Below are 20,309 nucleotides of genomic sequence, written 5' to 3' on the forward strand. Positions count from 1 at the left end.
GGATGACACTTTGATGTCGGCGGTCGCCCGGCAGGCCTTTTATTGGCCCGGTTTCGGCGCTTGCCCGGTAAGCGTAGACCAAGGTCAAAGCCCCAGCGGACAAGGCACTTGGCCGATGTATTGCAAGTCATGAGGGCGACCGTCGGGCGGGTTTGTCATCTCTCGGTCATCTGCACTGCCTAGGCTTGCAATACAGGAAACGGCTTGCAGGCCGTACGGTTTTTGCCCCGAAACAGTGCTGGTCTAGTCCAGATAGGTAACGTTGATGCGCGATGAGGCAACAAAAGCGGTGACAGCGATTGGTCAGGTGCTGCAGGAGCAGCTTGATCACGGCCTGCTCGCGCCCGGGAGCAAGTTGCCGGCCGAGCGCAAGCTCAGTGAGTTGTTCGGCACCACGCGCATTACGGTGCGTGAGGCGCTGTTGCAACTGGAGGCGCAGGGGCAGATCTATCGCGAGGAGCGCCGTGGCTGGTTCGTTTCGCCGCCACGTCTGGCGTACAACCTGATGCAGCGCAGTCACTTTCACGCGATGGTCAGTGCGCAGGGGCGGGTGCCGTCGACCGAGGTGATTTCGGCGCGGTTGCAGCCGGCGTCGGTGGCGGTTTGTGCGTTGTTGCAGTTGCCTGCTTTGTCGAGCGTGATTCAGATTTGCCGGTCGCGGCGGATTGACGGGCGGCTGGTTTTGTATGTGGAGCACTATCTGAATCCGCAGTATTTTCCGGGGATTCTGGGATTTGATTTGAATCAGTCGATGACCGAGTTGTATGCGCGGCATTACGATTTGCGCTATGGGCGGGTGCGGTTCGAGATTGTGCCGACGTCGTTGTCGGTGGATGCGGCGGCGGCTTTGCGGGTTTCTGTCGGGAGTCCGGGGTTACGGATTGCTCGGGTCAATTATGATCAGCATGAGCGGTTGATTGATTGTGATCTGGAGTTTTGGCGGCATGATGCGATTCACGTTGGTGTAGATGTTGTTTGACCTTGGCGGCCTTTGGGCCGACCAGGCTGTTGGGTTCTATGTGAATATCCGTTTCTTCGGGTGCTGCCGCTGACGGTTTCGCTCTTACAGCGAGTCACTTTTGCAGACGCCCAAAAGTAACCAAAACGCTTGGCCCCGGCGTACGGCCCTCGCTTAGGCTCGGGTTCCTTCGTTGCGGGGTTCATCCGGGGGCATCGCCTCCGGTTTGCTTCGCTGCACCTCCTCTCGATGCATTTGGCTTCGCCAAACGGTCGCTGCGCTCCCACCCCCGGATAACCCCCTCCACTCAGCCTGCCGATGGGGCCGGCACGGCAAGATCAAGAGCTTTCGGCGAGCTGACACTCGGCCATTGAGTGGTGAAGAGCCTGCGGTCGGCTTTTGCTTTGCTGTAGGGGTGAGCCTGCTCGCGATGGCGGCCTGAAAGCCGACCAATCACCAACTGCCTGCACTCAATCCAACTGTGGGAGCTGGCCTGCCAGTGGTGGTGACCTACCAGCCGACCAACTCCAACAGCCCACACCCAATCCACTGTGGGAGCGAGCTTGCTCGCGAAGGCGGCCTGACAGCCGACCAATCTCCAACTGCCTGCACCCAATCCCACTGTGGGAGCTGGCTTGCCAGCGATGGCGGCCTGACAGCCGACCAATCTCCAACTGCCTGCACTCAATCCAACTGTGGGAGCTGGCTTGCCAGCGATGGCGGCCTGACAGCCGACCAATCTCCAACAGCCCACACCCAATCCACTGTGGGAGCGGGCTTGCTCGCGAAGTCGCCCGCACAATCACCCCATCTCTATCTGGCCAGCTGAGCATTCCCATACAAATAATCCGTCGCCAACGACGCCATCGTCCTCACCCCAACCACCAGCGCCGACTCATCCACAAAGAATCCCGGATTGTGATTCGGCGCCGCCTTACTCATGTCCTGATCCCGTGGCGTCACCCCGAGAAACACAAATAACCCGGGCACTTCCTTGGCGAAGAACGAGAAGTCTTCCGCGCCGCCCACCAGCGGCGCATTGACCACGTCATCCTTGGCTGCCCACTTCAACGTCGGCAGCATTTTTTCCGTCAGTGCCGGGTTGTTGATCGTGGGGTCGTATTTTTCGATGATGGTAACGTCGGCTTTCGCGCCGCCGCTTTCGGCGATTTTTTCGATGGTCTGGCGTACGTCGGCGTGGAGTTTCTGGCGGATGCCGTAGTCGTAGGAGCGGATGGTGCCGCTCATGTCCACGGACTCGGGAATGATGTTGTAGCGGGTGCCGCCGTTGATGGTGCCGATGCTGACCACCGACGGGTAGGACGAAATGTCAGTGCGGCGGCTGACCACGGTTTGCAGGCCGACGATGGTTTGTGCGCCGACGGTGATCGGGTCGATGCCGTCCCACGGGCGGCCGGCGTGGGTCTGTTTGCCGAGGATTTTGATGCGCAGGTCGTCGGAGCTGGCCAGAGTGGCGCCGGGGCGGTAGGCGATCTGGCCGGCGGGGACGCCGGCCCAGACGTGGAGGCCGAAGACGGCGTCGGGTTTGGGGGATTTCATCACGCCTTCCTGCACCATCATTTTCGCGCCCCAGGTGTTTTTGCCGTCGGGGATGAAGTCGCTCGGGCCTTCTTCGGCGGGCTGGAAATAGAACACCACGGTGCCGGGCAGGGTGTCGCGCAGGCCAGTGAGAATTTTCGCCGTGTTCAGCAGGATCGCAGTGTGGGCGTCGTGGCCGCAGGCGTGCATCACGTCGACTTCTTTGTCCAGATAAGTGCCTTTGGCTTTCGAGGCGAAAGGCAGGTCGGCGACTTCCTTGACCGGCAACGCGTCCATGTCGGCGCGCAAGGCCACGGTCGGGCCGGGCAGGGCGCCCTTGAGGATGGCAACCACGCCGGTGCGGGCGACGTTGGTTTTGACTTCCAGGCCCATGGCCTTCAGTTGTCTGGCGACCAGTTCCGCGGTGCGTTTCTCGGTGTTGCCCAGTTCCGGATGCGCGTGGATGTCGCGGCGGGTTTCCAGCAGTTGCGGTTCAAGTGCCTTGGCTTGCGTGGCGATCTGTTCGCGGGTGCTGTCCAGGGTGGCGGCGCTGGCGGTGCCGGCCAGCAGAGTGAGCAGAACGGTCTGGGCGATACGTGTCAGCTGCATCGGGTGTCTCCATGGTTATTGTTTTTCTGGCTTCCCTGCCTGTGACCCGAGTGTCTGCGCGAAGTGCTATTCCTTCGGCTGGCCACCGCCGGCAGTGATGACCTGCACGCTCATGCGTGGCGTCGCCAGATCGAGTCCGGCTTCGTCCAGATGGCGTTTGAGCGACAGGTTGAACGCTCGGGAAACTTCCCATTGTTTGATCGGTGCAGTCTTGAACCGCGCGCGCAGGATCGCGCTGCCGGATTCGAAACTTTCCACGCCCTGAATCTCCAGCGGCGACCAGATGTTCCGCCGTTGCAGTGGGTCGGTACGCATTTTCTGGCCGACTTCGCGCATCAGTTTGATCGCGTCGTCGATTTCCATGTTGTACGGCACCGCCACGCGGAAGATCGCGTAGCCGAATTCCCGCGAGTAGTTCTTGATGCTTTTGATTTCGCTGAACGGGATGGTGTGGACGATGCCGTCGATGTCACGCAGGCGCACGGTGCGGATGGTCAGGCCTTCGACGGTGCCGAGGTGGCCGCCGACGTCGACGTAGTCATCAATGGCCAGCGAGTCTTCGATGATGATGAACAGACCGGTGATCAGGTCCGCCACCAGCGACTGCGCACCGAAACCGATGGCCAGACCGATCACACCGGCACCGGCCAGCAGTGGCGTGACGTTCATGCCCATGTTCGCCAGGGCGACGATCAGCGCGATGATGAAAATCGCCACGAACAGCACGTTGCGGATCAGCGGCATCATCGTCTGCGCGCGGGCATTCGCCAGGCCTTTGCGCGAGCGGGTGAGGGCGTGGTGCACGGCGGTGTCGGCGAGGATCCAGATCAGCCAGGAGAAAATCAGCGTGCCGATCAGGCTGAACAGTTTGACGCTGACGTCATGCCCTTCGCCCTCGGCAAAGCCGATCAGCGACTTGCCCCACACGCGCAGGCCGAGCTCGATGAAGATCAGCCACACCAGCAGGTGGGCGAGGGTGTAGAAGAAGCTTTTCAGGCGCTCCGAGTACAACGCATGGCGCTTCGGCCCGCGTTGCGGTTTGAGTGAATGACGGCGCACGAGGCCGTTGATCACCATGCACATCACCAGCAGCACCGTGCAGATCAGCGACTGACGCAGGGCGGTGCTGGTGTCGCCGGCGGAGACGAAGGTGGCGAACAGCGAGATGCCGACCAGCACCAGCGCCGGCACGTACCAGAAGGTGCCGAGGATATCGATGGTGTCGCTGAGGGCGCGGCGGGTCAGGCGGCGGGACAACGGCTGGTTGCGGATCAGGTGCGCGATCGGCCGGCGGAAACGCAGGATGAACAACCCGGTGAACAGCGCCGCGAGCACGTTGGTGATGGTCGCGGTGGTGTGCGCCAGGTGCACGCCGAGGCCTTCGACCAGGCGCGGGTCACTCAGCGCTTCACCGAATGCGGCGAAGCTGCCGATCAGCCACAACGGACGGAAGGCCTGATGCCGCAGGATGTACAGCGCCCGGTGCCGGTGCGGGCCGTCGAGCAGCGAGAAGGCGATCACGCAGATCGCCGAGAAACAGGTGCCGACCACCAGCGCATAAGCCAGCACCATCGCCAGGCTTTTACCCAATGACGACGGCAGCGCGTAGCTCATGTAAACGGTGATGACCAACGCAATCAACCACGGTCCGAGCTTGCGCAGGGCGAAGCGCAGCATGTCGAGGGCCTTGGGGTGTTGCGGCAGTTCTTCGGTCAGGCCGAAGCGCATGCGCACCCGGTGACCGAGCCAGATCAGCGCGGCGGCGAGCAGGCTCCAGACCATCAGGATCACCGCGAAGCCGAAGATGATCGGCAGCCATTCGCTGGCCGGCAACATCAGGTTGTCGAGTTCGTCCCTGGCCAGATCGAACTCGTCGGACCAGCGGGTCAGCGGGCTGTCGTCACCGGAGAACTGTTTCTCGAAACTGGCCAGGGTGCCGCCGATCAGGCCCAGCACGCCTTCTTCCGGTGAGGCCTGGGCTTTCTTGGTGGCGTCGCGCAGCTTTTTCAGATCGCTCAGCAATTGCGCGCGTTGCTTGTCGTTTTCCAGCGACTTGATGACTTCATCCAGCGACTGGCCCAGCGGCTCTTGCGCCTCCGGTTGCGTCTTGGTGGTGTTGAGCAGGCCCGGCAACCCGACCGCCTGGGCAGGGGCCAGCGGCAGCAGCGTCATCAGGCAGACAAGGAACAGGCAGGGCAGAGCAAACAGACGAGCGAACACTAGGCGGTCAACCTCGCAAAGGGGCGAATTGAGCGAGTGTACGAGGCAGCCAGAATCAATGCGAGCCGGGCGCGGATTTATTCGTTGAGTTTGGCGAGGATCTTGTAGACCACGGTCGCCAGGATCATCAGCATGCCGACCCACATGGCAAACACACCGGCGTTCTTGTCGCGGAAGTTGAAACCGATCGCCAGCAGGATCATCCCGGACAGTATCGGAATGAGCATGGCGTGGAAGGAGGACATCGAAATCATGGTGACTGCCTTGTCGAAGGGAATGATTTAAGTCTAGGTCGCTTTCTGCAGCGAGGAGTGATGTGTATCAGGAATGATTCGGTTCTACGATGAATCTTTGTTGTCTGCACGAGCGCTTTCGCGAGCAAGCCCGCTCCCACAGGTTGAAATGCATTCCAATGTGGGAGCGGGCTTGCTCGCGAAGCTTTTCAGCTTTTAAGGCAACTCGCGGCTGGCGTAGAACGCGCTCAGCACTTTGACCAGGTGCGCCAGGTCGTGGCTGCCGCACAGTTCGCGGATCGAGTGCATGGCGAAGGTCGGCAGGCCGATGTCGACGGTGCGCACGCCCAGGTGGCTGGCGGTGATCGGGCCGATGGTCGAGCCGCAGCCCATGTCGCTGCGCACCACGAAGCTCTGCACCGGTACTTCTTCGGCCATGCACAGGTGGCGGAAGAACCCGGCGGTTTCGCTGTTGGTGGCGTAGCGCTGGTTGCTGTTGACCTTGATCACCGGGCCGGCGTTGAGTTTCGGACCGTGGTTGGCGTCGTGCTTCTCGGCGTAGTTCGGGTGCACGCCGTGGGCATTGTCGGCTGAGACCAGCAGCGATTTCTGGATGGTGCGGACGAACTCGTCACCTTCCGGCAGCAGGCGGCGCAGGGTCTGTTCGAGCATCGGGCCATCGGCACCGCACGCCGAGCAGGAGCCGACTTCTTCGTGGTCGTTGCACACCAGCACGCAGGTTTCTTCGGTGTCGGCAGTGAGCAGGGCTTGCAGGCCGGCGTAACACGACAGCAGGTTGTCCAGGCGCGCGCCGGCGATGAAGTCGCCATGCAGGCCGATGACCGCCGCGCTCTGGGTGTCGTAGAAACTCAGCTCGTAATCCAGCACCACATCGGCGTTCAGGCCATGTTCGCGGGCCAGTTGATCGGTCAGTACCGCACGGAAGTCGACGCGCTCGTCACCGGCGAACTGCGCGAGGATCGGCGGCAGCTCCGTCTGTGCGTTGATCGCCCAGCCTTGGTTGGCTTCACGGTTCAGGTGAATCGCCAGGTTGGGAATGATCGCGATTGGCGCCTTGAAGTCGATCAGCTGGCTTTCGACCTTGCCGTCGCGACGGAAGGTGACGCGCCCGGCCAGCGACAGGTCGCGGTCAAACCACGGCGCCAGCAGCGCGCCGCCGTAGACTTCAACGCCCAGTTGCCAGAAGCCCTGACGTTGCAGTTCCGGTTGCGGCTTGACCCGCAGACACGGGCTGTCGGTGTGGGCGCCGACCAGACGGATACCGTCGTGCAGCGGCGAGTTGCGGCCCATTTTGATCGCGACGATCGAGGAGTCGTTGCGGGTGACGTAATAGCGGCCGTTGGCCTCTGTAGTCCATGGCTCGCGCTCGTCGAGGCGCACGTAACCGGCGGCCTCCAGACGCTGAACAAGGCTGGCGGTGGCGTGGAACGGGGTAGGGGAGGCCTTGAGGAAGTCGATCAGGCCTTGGTTCAACTCTTCGCGCATAAGAAGCTCCAGACAGCAATGGGCGCGAGTTTAACGCATCGGCCCGGGAATTGAATCCGGGCAGGATCGGGGTGGGAGCGGGCTTGCTCGCGAAAGCGGTGGGTCAGATGCAGATTTTTGGATGACACACCGCTTTCGCGAGCAAGCCCGCTCCCACAGGGAGTAATGTGGATCAGCGGGCGGCTATGCGTTTTTTCAAATAGTTCATGATGACTTTTTCATCTTCCGGTTTATCCGGACGCGGCAGCTGTTGCGGCCAGGACTTCTGGCTCAGCAGTTTTTTCTGCTGGCTCTCGTCCCAACGCAGAATTTCCCGCGAGGCGCATTCCCACCATTCGTGTCGGCAAACGCTGTAGTACGGATCTTCCGGCGCGGCGCTGCCGTACAGCAGATCACGACCGACCTTGCGCAGGGCACCTTTCTGGTGGCGCAGCTTCCATTTGATTTTCAATCGGCGCCAGGCCGAGGGGAACGGCTTGACCCGTGGCACATCGCTGCACAGATCCACCAGGCGCTGGCTGAACTGCTCGCCGTGCTGGGAGAAGAAGTATGTCTGCATCGCGTGGAAGAAACGTTTTTCCGCGAAGTAGTGGTAGACGTGTTTGCGCGCTTCCACCACCTGACGCTCGCGCATGGCATACGACAGGGCGATCTGTTCGATGGTGTGGATTTCGAAGCCGCCGAGTGTCCACTCATCAATCAGGCGGATCGACTCTTCGAACAGCGCTGAGTCGCTGTCGGTCACGCCGCACAAGCCGCTGTTGTAGAGCTTGAAACCGTTATCCGGCGTCACGCCGTGGCTGCGCAGGTCGCGACCGAGTTTTTGATAGTCGGGACGCTGATGCACATCTTTCCAGTCGTACTCGAAGCGATCCATCACCGAGCGATTCGGCTCGATGAATTTGAACAGTTGGCTCGGGTGGCGGGTGAACAGGGTGTCGGTGTCGACGAACAGGGTTTTTTCCGCCCACTGCATGCCCGCGGCGATGGCGCAGGCCTTGCGGCGGTGGTGATAGCCGTGGGTGCCTTGCCAGCGGGTCAGAGTCGCTTCATCCAGCAACACCGTGTCGACCGGCCAGCCCGCATAGTCGTCGGGGCGATCGGTGAGAATGCGGATCGCCGGACGCTCGCCGTTTTTAGCCTGGGACAGTACGGTCAGGATGCTGAACTTGGCTTCGCGCCGGTACACATCCTGATTGCCGTAAACCAGGTAAAGCAGTTGATGACGAACTTTCGTGAGGGGGGTTACCAGGGAATCGATACAACTCATCCGAAAACAGAATCCTTGTCCAAAAGAAAACAGCGCCGCCACTCAGGCAGCGCTTAAAACGGTGCCGGGCATTCGAAGCGCAAACGCTCGCCGGTTTGCGGGTGGGTGAAGCTCAGCATGCTGGCGTGCAGGCACAGACGCGGCCAGGCCGCCAAGGCCTGCTCATGGGCGTACAGCCCGTCGCCCAGCAGCGGGTGGCCGATGGACAGCATGTGCACACGCAACTGGTGCGAGCGACCGGTGATCGGCGTCAGTTCGACGCGGCACCAGTCGCCGCAACGTTCCAGTACGCGCCAGAAGGTCAGCGCATGCTTGCCGAATTCGTGGTCGACCACGTGCCGCGGTTTGGTCGGCGGATCGTAGCGCAACGGCAGGTCGATGCTGCCGCTGTCCAGTTCCGGCTGACCCCAGCAGAGCGCAGTGTAGGCTTTCTCTGTTTCACGATCGTGAAACTGCCGCGACAGTTCGCGGTGAGTATCCGCGTCACGGGCCAGCAGAATGATGCCGGAGGTTTCCCAGTCCAGGCGATGGACGATGCGCGCTTCCGGGTAGCCGTTTTCCTGCAGGCGGGTGATCAGGCAGTCCTTGTTGTCGTCGGCGCGACCGGGCACCGAGAGCAGCAACGTCGGTTTGTCGACCACCAGTACGGCGGCGTCCTGATGAATGATGCGGATGTTGGACAACGGCATTAAAACAGCCTCGTAACAAATGCCAACGGCGGCTCAGGGCCATTCCGCGATGGGAATGGCCCTGAGCCGCCGTCGTTCCTGCCGGATCGACTCAGCGATCGGGCAGGGTGATGTTGAGTTCCAGAATCGAGCAACTGCCCTGGCTTTCCAGTGCAACATGTACGTCGTCGTTGCCGATGTTGACGTACTTGCGGATCACGTCGACCAGTTCCTTCTGCAAGGCTGGCAGGTAATCCGGCGTGCTGCGCTGGCCGCGCTCATGCGCCACGATGATCTGTAGACGCTCTTTCGCTACCGAGGCGGTACTTGGCTTTTTGTTGGCACGAAAGAAGTCAAAAAGGTTCATTACCTACCTCCAAACAGGCGCTCGAAGAATCCCTTCTTCGTAACATCGAGGAAACGATGTTCTTTTTCTTTGCCCAGCAGACGATCAACGGCATCGCTGTACGCCTGACCGGCATCGCTCTGGTCGTCGAGAATCACTGGAACGCCCGAGTTGGAAGCCTTCAGGACCGCCTGCGACTCAGGGATGACGCCCAGCAGGGTCACGGCCAGGATTTCCTTCACGTCTTCGACGCCCAGCATCTCGCCATCGCTGACGCGCTGCGGGTTGTAACGGGTCAGCAGGAGGTGTTCCTTGATCGGGTCTTCGCCTTTTTCGGCGCGACGCGATTTGCTGGCCAACAGGCCGAGCATGCGGTCGGAGTCACGTACCGAGGACACTTCCGGGTTGGTCACGATGATCGCTTCGTCGGCGAAATACATGGCCAGGTGCGCACCTTTCTCGATGCCCGCCGGGGAGTCGCAGACCACGAAGTCGAAGTCTTCCTTCAACTGCATCAGGACTTTTTCCACGCCTTCCTGGGTCAGCGCGTCTTTGTCGCGGGTCTGGCTGGCGGCCAGCACGTAGAGATTTTCCAGGCGCTTGTCTTTGATCAGGGCCTGCTGCAGGTTGGCTTCGCCGTTGACCACGTTGACGAAGTCGTACACCACGCGACGCTCGCAACCCATGATCAGGTCGAGGTTACGCAGGCCCACGTCGAAGTCGACGATCACTGTTTTATGGCCGCGCAGAGCGAGGCCGGTACCGATAGCGGCGCTGGTGGTGGTCTTACCCACACCACCCTTGCCGGATGTAACCACGAGAATCTTGGCCAAGGTGTTTCACCCCTAAGGAAGAAGGACTTTTTAGCCCCTGAAAAACATCTCTTGAAAACTACTGCAGTCGGACAGCCTTGGCTGGAATTCGGCGCAAGTCGCAATTGCCGGGGGCAAACGCTGCTTGTTCCTTTTTCCTACTTCGTTTGAGCCGTTTTCGCTACGTTTTAGAGATGCTTGGAAAATGCGGCAGTATCCGTTAAAGCCGAATGATGTTCAACACGTCGGCCGACAGGCTGACCTGGACGCCGGAGCCCCACAGTGGATCGCGGCGCAAATCTTCGGAAACCTTGTAATGCCCGGCGATGGAGATCAGTTCAGCGCTCAATTGCTGACAGAAAATCCGGGCCTTGGTGTCGCCTTTGACGCCGGCCAGTGCGCGACCGCGCATCGGGCCGTATACATGGATGTTGCCATCGGCCAGAAGTTCCGCCCCCGGACTGACCGAAGAAACGACGACCAGATCGCCACCCTGGGCATATATCTGTTGGCCACCACGTACTGGCGTGGTGATGACGCGGGTCGGTTTGACCGTTGGCTCCGGCGGCTTTTCCGGCTTCTTTTTGACTTCCGGTTCCGGCGCTTCCAGCGGTCGCTCGCGGGCGCCGGACGGCGGCAGCACCGGGATGTCGATGGCGATGGCGGCAGCGATGTCTTCGATACGGCTGGCGCGGATCGCCAGGGTGCGCAGACCATGCTGGCGGCATACGCGCATCAGGCCGGGCAGATCGACCGCGCCTTCGCCGGGCGGCAGTTTGTCCAGCGCCAGGACCAACGGTGCATTGCTGAAGAAATTCGGCGCCTGGGCGACTTTGGCGGCCAGTTGCCGATCAAGGCTGTCGAGGTCGTTGCGGGACAGTTCCAGCACCGTGATGGCCAGCATGCTGCCCTTCAACTGGAACACGGGATCTCGGTCTGGCGATTCGTTTTGGCTCATATCGGCATACAACGGCTTGTCACTAAAAGTGCCGAGACTTATAACGAGAACGCCCGCGAGCCGCAAGCCGGGTCGAACGATGTAGAATGCGCGGCCACTGAATTTACGGAAGCTTTAATGGATCGCCCGCGTTTTCGAAGAGCCTTTCTTTCTCCCCGCTTCTGGCCGCTCTGGTGCGGTCTGGGGCTGTTGTGGCTGGTCGTGCAGTTGCCGTATGCGGTTTTACTGACGATCGGTCGTGTGCTGGGCGCATTGATGTATCGCGTGGCCGGCGACCGGCGGCGTATCGCCAAGCGCAATCTCGAGCTGTGCTTCCCGGAAAAATCCGCCGCCGAGCGTAAACGCTTGCTCAAGGAAAACTTCGCCTCCACCGGCATCGCTTTTTTTGAAATGGCGATGAGTTGGTGGTGGTCCCGTGAGCGTCTGGCCAAACTGGCGCATGTCGAAGGCCTGGAGCATCTGCAAAAGGCCCAGCGCGAAGGCAAGGGCGTGATCCTCATGGCCGCGCACTTCACCACCCTGGAAATCGGCGCCGCGTTGCTCGGCCAGCAGCACACCATCGATGGCATGTACCGCGAGCACAAAAACCCGTTGTTCGACTTCGTCCAGCGTCGGGGCCGTGAGCGGCACAATCTCGATTCGCTGGCGGTGGAGCGTGACGACGTGCGTGGCATGCTCAAGTTGCTGCGTTCGGGCCGGGCGATCTGGTACGCACCGGATCAGGATTACGGCGCCAAGCAAAGCATCTTCGTGCCGCTGTTCGGCATTCAGGCGGCGACCGTGACCGCGACCACCAAATTCGCCCGCTTGGGTAAAGCGCTGGTGGTGCCGTTTACTCAGGAGCGTCTGGCGGATGGCAGCGGTTACAAACTGGTGATCCACCCGCCGCTGGAAGACTTCCCGGGCGAGACCGAAGAAGCCGACTGCATCCGCATCAACCAGTGGGTGGAAAGTGCGCTGCGCGCCTGCCCTGAGCAATACTTGTGGGCGCACCGCCGCTTCAAGAGCCGTCCACCGGGCGAGCCGAAGCTTTACCCGAAACGGCGCGGCTGATTCACTCACCCTTTCAAGCACCATGGAGCGTTGCGATGAGCCCAGCGGAACCGGTCACAGGTTTGATTCTTTCCGGCGGCGGGGCTCGGGCGGCGTATCAGGTGGGGGTACTGGCGGCGATTGCCGAATTGCTGCCGCTGGGCGCGGACAATCCGTTTCCGGTGATCGTCGGCACTTCGGCCGGGGCGATCAACGCGGTCAGCCTCGCCAGTGGTGCCACCGATTTTCGCGCGGCCATCGAACGCCTCACACTGTTCTGGCAGGGCTTTCGCAGTCATCGGGTGTTGCGCAGTGACTGGCCGGGGGTGATCCGTCAGGCCAGCCGCTTTTTCAGTCACAGCCTGCTCGGCATCGGTCGCCAACTGCCGGTGGCGCTGCTCAACAGTTCGCCGCTGCGCGAGCTGCTCAATGAAAAACTGCACATGCCCGGTATCGCCGAATCCATCGCGCGCAAGCAATTGCATGCGGTGGCGGTGACCGCGTTCGGCTACGAATCGGGGCAGGCGGTGACCTTCTATCAGGGCGGCGGCACGATCGATGCGTGGTTGCGCCATCGGCGGATCGGCGTGCCGGCGCAATTGTCGGTGGACCATCTGCTCGCCAGTTCGGCGATCCCGTTGCTGTTTGCCCCGGTGAAAATCGGTGAGGAATATTTCGGCGACGGCGCGGTACGCCAGTCGGCACCGATCAGCCCGGCGCTGCACCTGGGCGCGAGTCGGGTGCTGGTGGTGGGCGTCAGCGGCAACCCGCGCGGGTTTGATCCGCAGCAGCCGCTGGAGCGCGCCTACACCGGTCAGCAGCCAACGCTGGCGCAGATCGGCGGGCACATGCTCAACAGCACGTTCATTGACAGTCTGGAGAGCGACATCGAGTTGCTGCAGCGTCTGAACCAGTTCAGCCACCTGATGCCCGAGGGCGTGCCGACTCGTGAGTTGGGCGTGGCGCCAGTGGAAGTGCTGGTGATTGCGCCGAGTCAGCCGATCGACGAGATCGCGGCGCGGCATCGGCAGGAGTTGCCGGCGGCATTGCGCCTGTTCTTACGCGGCCCGGGGGCGACCAAGACCAGTGGGGCAGGGGTGCTGAGTTATCTGTTGTTCGAGGCGGGGTATTGCAGCGAGCTGATCGATCTGGGACGGCGCGATGCGTTGGCCAAGCGTGAGGAGTTGTGCCGGTTTCTCGGGATCACCGAGGCGGTCGCGCCCACCTGATATTTGTGCTGAAGCCATTCGCGAGCAAGCTCGCTCCCACATTGGTTCTGTGTTGGTCACAAAACCAGTGTGGGAGCGGGCTTGCTCGTGAAGGCGTCCTTGCAGACGCCACTGATACCAGGATCAGAAGTGGAACTTCACCAGGAAGCTGGTCACGTTCTGATTGGTGGTGAACGCACGGGTGTCGTCGATCCCGTACTTGTCTTTCCAGTAGTCGTATTCAACACCGACGTACAGCTGCTTCTCGCCGAAATTCAGCGCCTTGCCCAGGTCGTATTTGACCTGTGGGTTGAAGTGCAGGTTGGCGTGGTATTCGCCTTTGCTGTTGACGTCGTTGTCGACCACCCAGTCCATGAAACCGTCGATCAGGATGTTCGAGTCGCCAACCGGAATGGTGTAGGACCAGACCGGGGTGATCTGCCAGACGTTGTCACCGGCGCGCGAGCCTTCGGTGTGGCGCTGGTAGAAGTTCAGCTGGAAGTAGTCGAAGCCTGGAATCGCCAGGTCAAAACCCGGGCCGATCAGGTACGACTCGACGTCGCCTTCACCGAACTCGTAAGTCATCGCCAGCAGCACATCCTTGACCGGACCGAATTCGATCTTCTGGTCGAGGATCTTGCCCAGCGACAGTCGTGGGCTGAATTCGCCATAGTAAGTGTTGTTGCCGACGCCGCCATCCGGCTTGCCGTTGTAGAAGATCTTGTCGACGAACAGGAAGTTGTCCCCGTACTTCCAGGCATCGGCGTGCTCGAAGGTGACGGTCTGCTGGATCGCCGGGTTGACCTTGAAGTCTTTGCCGTAGAGGTAGGTCAGGCTGTTGTTCTGCCATTGCAGCAGGCCGTCGGCCATGGCCTGGCCGCCGGCCAGCATCGATCCCGCGAGCATCAGGCTGGTGCACATACGTTTCATTCGGTTGCTCCCAAAGTAGGTGTTCCACGTTTATTTTTTTAAGATCGGCGCTCTGGTGTGGCGCCTTTTTTCGTCGCTGCAAAAGTCATCCGATCGGTCAGCTTCGCTGGTGATAGCAAGAGCTGGGCCAACGCTTTCGAAAAGCAAAAAAACGCCCGTTCGGCTGCTGAAAAACAGTCGATTGCGCGTGTTTTCGGGATGCCTCGGTACTGACCGGGGCCGGGATAAGTTGGCTTGTCGGTCAGGAATTAAATCCGGGCTTTTTTTTAGACCGAATTCAAGAGGCCGCGGAGAATACTGACTCCTCGGCCAGCTCTCAAGTGCCCCGCAACAGAGCACCGACGACAGGTATGGGGCACGGTTGCGGGCCATCTCAGAAGTGCACCTTCACCAGCAGGCTGGCGGTGTTCTGGTTGGTGTCGAGGTTGTGGCTGCTTTCGACGCCGTATTTGTTCTTCCAGTAGCTGTATTCGGTGCCGACATACAGCTGCTTGTGGCTCCAGCCCAGGGCTTTGCCGAGGTCATATTTGATCTGTGGATTGATGTGCAGGTTGGCGTGGTAGGTGCCGCGCGAGTTCTGATCGTTGTCGACCACCCAGTCCAGATAGCCGTCGATCAACAGGTCGGAGTTGCCCAGCGGCACGCTGTACGACCAGCCCGGGGTGATCTGCCAGACGCCGTCGCCGGGGCGCGGGCCTTCGGTTTGGCGGCGGAAGATGTTCAGGGTCACGTAGTTGAAACCGGGCACTTTCAGGTCGAAGCCGGGGCCGATCAGGTAGGCCTCGCTATCGCCTTCGCCGTACTCGTAGGTCATCGCCAGCAGCACGTCCTTGATCGGGCCGAATTCGATTTTCCGGTCGAAGATCTTGCCGAACGAGAAGCGCGGGGTGAATTCGCCGTAGAAGGTGTGCGGGCCTTTGTTGCGGTCTTCCTGACCGTTGTAGAAGATCTTGTCGACGAACAGGAAGTTGTCGCCGTACTTCCACTTGTCGGCGTGCTCGAACGTCACCGTCTGCTGGATCGACGGGTTGATCGCGAAGTTCTTGCCGTACAGGTAGCTCAGGCTGTTGGTCTGCCACAGCAGTAAATCGCCGGCCATGGCCTGACTCGCGGCCAGCAGGCCGCCACTCAACAGAACGCTGGTTTGCGTGCGAATCATCGGTTGCTCCCTCTTGTTTTTATTTTTAAGGCGCAGAGCTGTTTCCCTTTGTAGGAGTGAGCCTGCTCGCGATGGCGTTCTTTCAGTCAACTCAAGTGTTGAATGTCATACCGCTATCGCGAGCAGGCTCACTCCTACAGGGTTAAATCGGTTGCTGTTAATGCTGATGTGCGTGGCAGTCGTTGATCGCTGCGCGTTCGGCGCCGCCGAGGATGTTGAACAGCAGATTCAACGTCAGCGCGCTGAGCGTGGCCATGGCGATGCCACTGTGGGTGATCGGGCTCATCCACAGCGGCAGATGCGCAAAGAACTCCGGACGCACCACCGGGATCAGGCCCATGCCGATGCTCACCGCCACCAGCAGTTGATTACGCCGGTCGCCGATGTCGGCTTCTTGCAGGATCTTGATGCCGGTGGCAGCAACCATGCCGAACATCGCGATCGCCGCACCGCCCAACACCGCCGGCGGAATCGACGCCACCAGGAATGCGGCTTTCGGCAGCAGGCTCAGCACGATCAGCAGACCACCGGCAACGATTGTCACCGAGCGGCAACGCACGCCGGTCATCTGCACCAGGCCGATGTTCTGCGCGAACGAGGAGTGGGTGAAGGTGTTGAAGAAACCGGCGACGAACGAGGCGCCGGCATCGCACAGCAGGCCGCGACGCAGCATCCGCGGGCAGACTTCCTGACCGGTGATCTTGCCCAGCGCAAGGAACATCCCGGTGGACTCGACGAAAATGATCACCACCACCAGACACATCGACAGGATCGGCGCCAGTTCGAATTTCGGCATGCCGAAGTGCAGCGGGGTGACGAACTGAACCCATGGCGCGTTGGCCATGCCGCTCAGGTCGACCATGCCGATGGCGCCGCACAGCACGTAACCGATGCACATGCCGATAAGTACGGAAATATTGACCCAGAAACCGCGCATGAAGCGGTGGATCAACAGAATGGTCGCCAGTACCAGAGCGGCGATGGCCAGATAAATCGGTGAGCCGAATTGCGCCGCGGCGGCACCGCCACCGGCCCAGTTCACGGCCACGGGGAACAGCGACAAACCGATCGAGGTGATGACTGTGCCGGTCACTAGCGGCGGGAAGAAACGCACGACCTTGGACATGAACGGCGCGATGAGCATGCCGAAGAACCCGGCGGCGATGGTTGCACCGAAGATCCCTTGCAGACCGATACCGGGCATGCCGGCCATGGCGACCATGCTGCCGACGGCGGCGAAACTGGCGCCCATCATCACCGGCATGCGGATGCCCATCGGGCCGATGCCGAGCGACTGGACGATGGTGGCGATACCGGCGACCAGCAGGTCGGCGTTGATCAGGAAGGCAATTTCTTCACGACTCAGGCCAGCGGCCTGTCCGATGATCAACGGCACCGCGATGGCACCGCCGTACATCAGCAGAACATGTTGCAAACCGACCAGGATCAGTTGCAAAAGGGGCAAACGCTGAATGGCGGGTGCGTCGGGGATGCGCGCTTTGGACAGCTCGGACATGCAACACCTCGGATCTTTTTTATTCTTGTGATTGAACAGCTGCCGGGTGGCTCACAGCTGTCCTTTTGCTTCATTCGTATATGTGGCAAAAAGCTTGTTGTGGTGAGGAAACCATTTGTTATGAGGAGATTTATTGTGGCGAGGGGATTTATCCCCGATGGGCTACGAAGTAGCCCCAAAACCTGCAACCGCGTACATCAGGCAGATTGCGATTGCCAGGTTTGCGACGGCTGCGCCGCCGATCGGGGATAAATCCCCTCACCACAGGTAGATCCTCAAGCACAAGTAAATCCCATCACCACAAAAGCCTGCTTTTACACAGGCTTTTGTCTGGCTCAGTTGGTCTGCGCTCCCTGGGCGATCCATGCACCGATCAGGTCACGTTCCTGCTGGGTCATCTGCGTGATGTTGCCCAGTGGCATGATCTGCGTGGTGATGGCTTGCGCCTGGATCCGCGCCGCGTTCTGGCGGATCTGCTCGGGGGTGTCGAACATCACACCGGCGGGCGCCGCGCTGAACAACGGGCTGGTCGGTTTGGCCGAATGGCAGACCGCGCAGCGTTCCTGGATCACGTTGTGCACCTTGTCGAACGCAGGGCCTGCGTTGGACGCTTGCGCCGGTGCTGCCGCAGGGGCTGCTGGCGCTGCAGGTGCCGCCGCTTCAGCCGGTTTCGCGCCACCGCCCAGTGCCGTTTCCGGCAGTGGCTGGTACTCGATTTTCGCGGGTGCCTTGGCCACGTCCGGTGCGGTTGGCATCGGCGCAGGGCCGGTGACGTACGCCAGGGTGATCATGCCCACCGCTGCCACGGGCAGGGTCCAGGCAAACTTGTGGCTGTCGTGACGGGTGTTGAAGTAGTGACGCACCAACACCGCCAACACCGCGATCCCGGCCAGAATCAACCAGTTGTACTGGCTGCCGTAAGTGCTCGGGAAGTGGTTGCTGATCATGATGAACAGCACCGGCAGGGTGAAGTAGTTGTTGTGACGCGACCGCAGCAGGCCTTTGGCCGGCAGCGCCGGGTCCGGTGTACGGTTCTCGGCGATCGCTGCGACCAGTGCACGCTGTGCCGGCATGATGATGCGGAACACGTTGCCGACCATGATGGTGCCGATGATCGCGCCGACGTGCAGGTATGCACCGCGACCGCTGAACACCTTGCTGAAGCCATACGCCGCGCCAATGATCAGCACGAACAGGATGAAGCCGAGCAGGGCGGGTTTCTTGCCAAGGGCCGAATCGCAGAGGAAGTCGTAGATGAACCAGCCGGCGATCAGCGAACCGATGCCGATGGCCACGCCTTCAGGGCCGGTCAGGCCGCTGCCGGGTGCCACGAGGTAGAGCACGGGGTTGGAGTAGAACACCACGCACAGCAGCGCGATCCCCGACATCCAGGTGAAATAGGCTTCCCATTTGAACCAGTGCAGGTTCTCCGGCATCGACGGTGGGGCCAGTTTGTATTTTTCCAGGTGATAGATACCGCCGCCGTGGATTGCCCACAGATCACCGGCCAGACCGGTTTTCGGGTTGACGCGGTTGAGGTTGTTCTCCAGCCAGACGAAATAGAACGACGCGCCGATCCAGGCCACGCCAGTGATCATGTGAACCCAGCGCACGCTCAGGTTCAGCCATTCCAACAGATGTGCTTCCACAGTCTTTACCTCTCGCCTGTCACTCTTGTTGTCGAGTGATCAGACCTTCTCTTATTGGTGGGGGGCGAGGATCAAACGCTCATCCTCTTTGAAAAAATGCTCATCGCAGTTATTGCCTGTGCCACTGCGATCAACCACCAGGAAGTCATCCCGCTTTTCGATCGTCAGCACCGGGTGGTGCCAGACGCCGCGATGGTAATTGATGCCCTGCCTGCCGTTGGTGACGAAGGCGCGGACCAAGCCTGATACAGGTACATCGCCAAGTGGCGCGACCACGATCAGAAAGGGGTTGCCGAGCAGCGGAATGAAAGCCTGGCTGCCCAGCGGATGGCGTTCCAGCATGCTCACGGTCAGCGGCATGTCCTGCGCGTCGGCGCGGAAGATGCTGATGATCGCGTTGTCCTCAGGCGTAGCGGTTTCGACCGTCGCCAGTTTGTGGAAGCGCATGGTCGAACCGTTGTTGATCATGAAGTGGTCGCTGCCGTCGGTTTCGATCACGTCACCGAAGGGGGCGAAGGCTTCTTTGGTCAGCGGTTCAATCTGTAGTGTGCGCATGCTGTTCTTCTTATCCGAATTCTGTGTTGTTTGATCTGACGCTTTCGCGAGCAAGCTCGCTCCCACAGGAATTGCGATCAATGTGGGAGCGAGCTTGCTCGCGAATGGTCGCGCCGCTTACTTCGCTACCTTGCCGAGAACGCGCAGGCGACTCACACCACCGTCCGGGAACACGTTCAGACGGATGTGGGTGATCGGGCCCAGTGCCTTGATCTGCTCGACGAAGGTGTGTTCGGCGTGCATTTCCAGCTTCTGGCTCGGCAGCAGTTCACGCCAGAACAGCGACTGGGTTTCGATCTGGCTGTCGGTGCCGCCCTTGACGAACGCGCCCTGGATCGAGCAGGTGTCCGGGTAGTTGCCCTTGAAGTGCAGGGTGTCGACGATGATTTTTTCGATCTCGCCCGGATGGCCCAGCGCGACGATCACCCAGTCATTGCCCGGGGTGCGACGACGTGCGGTTTCCCAGCCGTCGCCCATGTTGATGCCACGACCCGGGTTGAGGATGTTGCTCATGCGACCGAAGTGTTCGTCGGAGCAGGCGAGGGCGCGGCCTCCGTTAAGGGCTGCAGCCAGGTCGACTTGCTCGTTATCGCCAACAGCGGACCAGTCGCGGAACGGAATGCCGTACACGCGCAGACGGGCGACGCCGCCGTCCGGGTAGATGTTGAAGCGCAAGTGGCTGAACGCTTGGTCATTGCTGATTTCGTGGTAGTGGTGGCTGTTGCCTTGCAGCTCGACGGCCGACAGCACTTCAGTCCACTGGGTGTTTTCGTCCGGCTCGCCCGAGGCCAGGAAGCACGCTTCCAGCGAGGCCGATGGCGGGAAGTTGCCGGTGAAGAATGAGGTGTCGATGTCCACGCCTTTGATCGAACCCGGTACGCCCAGGCGGATCACCGCGCTGTCGTAGCCTTCAAAGCGCTTGCGACGCGATTCCCAGCCGTCCATCCACTTGCCGTTGTCGTCGAACACCCCCTCCTTCCACACGGCCGGGGTCGGCTGAAACAGACGATTGGCGTCTGCGAACCAGTCATCGGTGACCGAGATGATTTTGGTGCCCAGACGGGCATCGGCCAGGTTGACGAACTTCTCGAAAGGTACGGCGTAAGCTTTCATTCTTCTTGTCTGCCTTTAATAAGTTGGC

General features: G+C 60.8%; 18 protein-coding genes. 3 read left to right on the forward strand and 15 right to left on the reverse strand.

Annotated features, from left to right (window positions below; all coding sequences use genetic code 11):
• Positions 1 to 265 precede the first annotated feature (265 nt).
• Complete coding sequence (locus tag E4T63_RS08720) at positions 266 to 979, forward strand: UTRA domain-containing protein (RefSeq protein WP_007965348.1); 714 nt, start codon at positions 266 to 268, stop codon at positions 977 to 979.
• A gap of 792 nt (positions 980 to 1,771) precedes the next feature.
• On the opposite strand, the gene E4T63_RS08725 is transcribed toward E4T63_RS08720, so the two are convergent.
• From E4T63_RS08725 to minC, 9 genes are all read right to left on the reverse strand, one after another.
• A complete protein-coding gene (locus E4T63_RS08725) occupies positions 1,772 to 3,106 on the reverse strand; it encodes an amidohydrolase (protein ID WP_135295273.1) in 1,335 nt (444 codons plus the stop codon).
• 66 nt (positions 3,107 to 3,172) lie between these two features.
• The gene (locus tag E4T63_RS08730; protein ID WP_098967912.1) at positions 3,173 to 5,326 is read right to left on the reverse strand and encodes a mechanosensitive ion channel family protein; all 2,154 of its coding nucleotides are present in this window, start codon (positions 5,324 to 5,326) and stop codon (positions 3,173 to 3,175) included.
• 77 nt (positions 5,327 to 5,403) lie between these two features.
• Positions 5,404 to 5,580, reverse strand: a complete 177-nt coding sequence (locus E4T63_RS28490) for a hypothetical protein (RefSeq protein ID WP_007965354.1) — start codon at positions 5,578 to 5,580, stop codon at positions 5,404 to 5,406.
• A 195-nt stretch (positions 5,581 to 5,775) separates the two neighbouring features.
• A complete protein-coding gene (locus tag E4T63_RS08735) occupies positions 5,776 to 7,065 on the reverse strand; it encodes a M18 family aminopeptidase (RefSeq protein ID WP_047598982.1) in 1,290 nt (429 codons plus the stop codon).
• 172 nt (positions 7,066 to 7,237) lie between these two features.
• Positions 7,238 to 8,335 carry a hypothetical protein gene (locus tag E4T63_RS08740; RefSeq protein WP_135295274.1) on the reverse strand — a complete coding sequence of 366 codons (1,098 nt, stop codon included), beginning with the start codon at positions 8,333 to 8,335 and terminating at the stop codon, positions 7,238 to 7,240.
• A 53-nt stretch (positions 8,336 to 8,388) separates the two neighbouring features.
• Positions 8,389 to 9,024: an RluA family pseudouridine synthase gene (locus tag E4T63_RS08745; protein WP_027613350.1), complete on the reverse strand. Its 636-nt coding sequence runs from the start codon at positions 9,022 to 9,024 to the stop codon at positions 8,389 to 8,391.
• 91 nt (positions 9,025 to 9,115) lie between these two features.
• Positions 9,116 to 9,370 carry a cell division topological specificity factor MinE gene (gene minE / locus E4T63_RS08750; protein WP_003223146.1) on the reverse strand — a complete coding sequence of 85 codons (255 nt, stop codon included), beginning with the start codon at positions 9,368 to 9,370 and terminating at the stop codon, positions 9,116 to 9,118.
• Positions 9,370 to 10,182 (reverse strand): septum site-determining protein MinD, encoded by an 813-nt coding sequence (minD, locus tag E4T63_RS08755; RefSeq protein WP_098967914.1) that lies wholly within the window; start codon positions 10,180 to 10,182, stop codon positions 9,370 to 9,372. The genes minE and minD overlap by 1 nt, the downstream gene beginning before the upstream one ends.
• Before the next feature lie 199 nt (positions 10,183 to 10,381).
• Positions 10,382 to 11,119 (reverse strand): septum site-determining protein MinC, encoded by a 738-nt coding sequence (gene minC, locus E4T63_RS08760; RefSeq protein ID WP_027613349.1) that lies wholly within the window; start codon positions 11,117 to 11,119, stop codon positions 10,382 to 10,384.
• Between the two features lie 117 nt (positions 11,120 to 11,236).
• On the opposite strand from minC, the gene E4T63_RS08765 reads away from it, so the two are divergent.
• Together E4T63_RS08765 and E4T63_RS08770 are read left to right on the forward strand one after the other, a co-directional pair.
• Positions 11,237 to 12,172: a lipid A biosynthesis lauroyl acyltransferase gene (locus tag E4T63_RS08765; protein ID WP_096797021.1), complete on the forward strand. Its 936-nt coding sequence runs from the start codon at positions 11,237 to 11,239 to the stop codon at positions 12,170 to 12,172.
• A gap of 35 nt (positions 12,173 to 12,207) precedes the next feature.
• A complete protein-coding gene (locus E4T63_RS08770; protein WP_135295275.1) occupies positions 12,208 to 13,380 on the forward strand; it encodes a patatin-like phospholipase family protein in 1,173 nt (390 codons plus the stop codon).
• 123 nt (positions 13,381 to 13,503) lie between these two features.
• Here the strand turns inward: E4T63_RS08770 and E4T63_RS08775 are convergent, their stop codons facing one another.
• The 6 genes from E4T63_RS08775 to alc form a co-directional block, all read right to left on the reverse strand.
• Complete coding sequence (locus E4T63_RS08775) at positions 13,504 to 14,289, reverse strand: outer membrane protein OmpK (RefSeq protein WP_127651706.1); 786 nt, start codon at positions 14,287 to 14,289, stop codon at positions 13,504 to 13,506.
• Between the two features lie 373 nt (positions 14,290 to 14,662).
• On the reverse strand, positions 14,663 to 15,448 hold the full coding sequence (locus tag E4T63_RS08780; protein ID WP_096797020.1) for an outer membrane protein OmpK: 786 nt from the start codon (positions 15,446 to 15,448) through the stop codon (positions 14,663 to 14,665).
• Positions 15,449 to 15,605: 157 nt separating this feature from the next.
• Positions 15,606 to 16,964, reverse strand: a complete 1,359-nt coding sequence (locus E4T63_RS08785) for a nucleobase:cation symporter-2 family protein (RefSeq protein ID WP_134785816.1) — start codon at positions 16,962 to 16,964, stop codon at positions 15,606 to 15,608.
• Between the two features lie 335 nt (positions 16,965 to 17,299).
• Positions 17,300 to 18,613 carry a urate hydroxylase PuuD gene (locus E4T63_RS08790; RefSeq protein WP_135295276.1) on the reverse strand — a complete coding sequence of 438 codons (1,314 nt, stop codon included), beginning with the start codon at positions 18,611 to 18,613 and terminating at the stop codon, positions 17,300 to 17,302.
• A gap of 51 nt (positions 18,614 to 18,664) precedes the next feature.
• The gene (locus E4T63_RS08795) at positions 18,665 to 19,168 is read right to left on the reverse strand and encodes an ureidoglycolate lyase (protein ID WP_041068829.1); all 504 of its coding nucleotides are present in this window, start codon (positions 19,166 to 19,168) and stop codon (positions 18,665 to 18,667) included.
• A 117-nt stretch (positions 19,169 to 19,285) separates the two neighbouring features.
• A complete protein-coding gene (alc, locus tag E4T63_RS08800; protein WP_003223166.1) occupies positions 19,286 to 20,281 on the reverse strand; it encodes an allantoicase in 996 nt (331 codons plus the stop codon).
• Between the last annotated feature and the right edge of the window lie 28 nt (positions 20,282 to 20,309).

The organism is Pseudomonas fluorescens, from assembly GCF_004683905.1.
GTDB classification, from domain to species: Bacteria; Pseudomonadota; Gammaproteobacteria; order Pseudomonadales; family Pseudomonadaceae; genus Aquipseudomonas; species Aquipseudomonas putida_A.

Bases quoted from the DNA above. Each gene is read 5' to 3' on its own strand.
- E4T63_RS08720 (WP_007965348.1), top strand. From the start codon at position 266: ATGCGCGATGAGGCAACAAAAGCGGTGACAGCGATTGGTCAGGTGCTG.
- E4T63_RS08725 (WP_135295273.1), bottom strand. From the start codon at position 3,106: ATGCAGCTGACACGTATCGCCCAGACCGTTCTGCTCACTCTGCTGGCC.
- E4T63_RS28490 (WP_007965354.1), bottom strand. From the start codon at position 5,580: ATGATTTCGATGTCCTCCTTCCACGCCATGCTCATTCCGATACTGTCC.
- E4T63_RS08735 (WP_047598982.1), bottom strand. From the start codon at position 7,065: ATGCGCGAAGAGTTGAACCAAGGCCTGATCGACTTCCTCAAGGCCTCC.
- E4T63_RS08740 (WP_135295274.1), bottom strand. From the start codon at position 8,335: ATGAGTTGTATCGATTCCCTGGTAACCCCCCTCACGAAAGTTCGTCAT.
- E4T63_RS08745 (WP_027613350.1), bottom strand. From the start codon at position 9,024: ATGCCGTTGTCCAACATCCGCATCATTCATCAGGACGCCGCCGTACTG.
- minE (WP_003223146.1), bottom strand. From the start codon at position 9,370: ATGAACCTTTTTGACTTCTTTCGTGCCAACAAAAAGCCAAGTACCGCC.
- minC (WP_027613349.1), bottom strand. From the start codon at position 11,119: ATGAGCCAAAACGAATCGCCAGACCGAGATCCCGTGTTCCAGTTGAAG.
- E4T63_RS08765 (WP_096797021.1), top strand. From the start codon at position 11,237: ATGGATCGCCCGCGTTTTCGAAGAGCCTTTCTTTCTCCCCGCTTCTGG.
- E4T63_RS08770 (WP_135295275.1), top strand. From the start codon at position 12,208: ATGAGCCCAGCGGAACCGGTCACAGGTTTGATTCTTTCCGGCGGCGGG.
- E4T63_RS08775 (WP_127651706.1), bottom strand. From the start codon at position 14,289: ATGAAACGTATGTGCACCAGCCTGATGCTCGCGGGATCGATGCTGGCC.
- E4T63_RS08780 (WP_096797020.1), bottom strand. From the start codon at position 15,448: ATGATTCGCACGCAAACCAGCGTTCTGTTGAGTGGCGGCCTGCTGGCC.
- E4T63_RS08785 (WP_134785816.1), bottom strand. From the start codon at position 16,964: ATGTCCGAGCTGTCCAAAGCGCGCATCCCCGACGCACCCGCCATTCAG.
- E4T63_RS08795 (WP_041068829.1), bottom strand. From the start codon at position 19,168: ATGCGCACACTACAGATTGAACCGCTGACCAAAGAAGCCTTCGCCCCC.
- alc (WP_003223166.1), bottom strand. From the start codon at position 20,281: ATGAAAGCTTACGCCGTACCTTTCGAGAAGTTCGTCAACCTGGCCGAT.